The 319-nt window shown below is 57.1% G+C and carries 2 tRNA genes; both read left to right on the forward strand.

The annotated features are described in order from the left end of the window. Nucleotides 1-61 precede the first annotated feature (61 nt). A tRNA-Asp gene (locus tag AC6H42_RS17170) sits at nucleotides 62-138 on the forward strand. Nucleotides 139-187: 49 nt separating this feature from the next. Beyond that, nucleotides 188-263 (forward strand) — tRNA-Val (locus AC6H42_RS17175). The last annotated feature ends 56 nt before the right edge of the window (nucleotides 264-319 follow it).

A 319-nucleotide genomic window follows, 5' to 3' on the forward strand; every position in this document is an offset into this window, starting at 1 on the left:
GAGCCTCTCAGCGCCCACCATCTAAAGAACACGGATAAATGAAGCCCAGTTGCGAAAGCACGGAGCGGTAGTTCAGTTGGTTAGAATACCGGCCTGTCACGCCGGGGGTCGCGGGTTCGAGTCCCGTCCGCTCCGCCAGTTTGAGTAGTAAAACGATATGCTGACACATATCGAGCATGGTCCAGATGGGCGCTTAGCTCAGTTGGTAGAGCGGAGCCCTTACAAGGCTTAGGTCGGGAGTTCGAGCCTCTCAGCGCCCACCATCCCGGACATGCACCACCAGTTGCGCAAGCAACGGAGCGGTAGTTCAGTTGGTTAG

The sequence above is a fragment of the Massilia sp. NBRC 108631 genome (genome assembly GCF_059704565.1).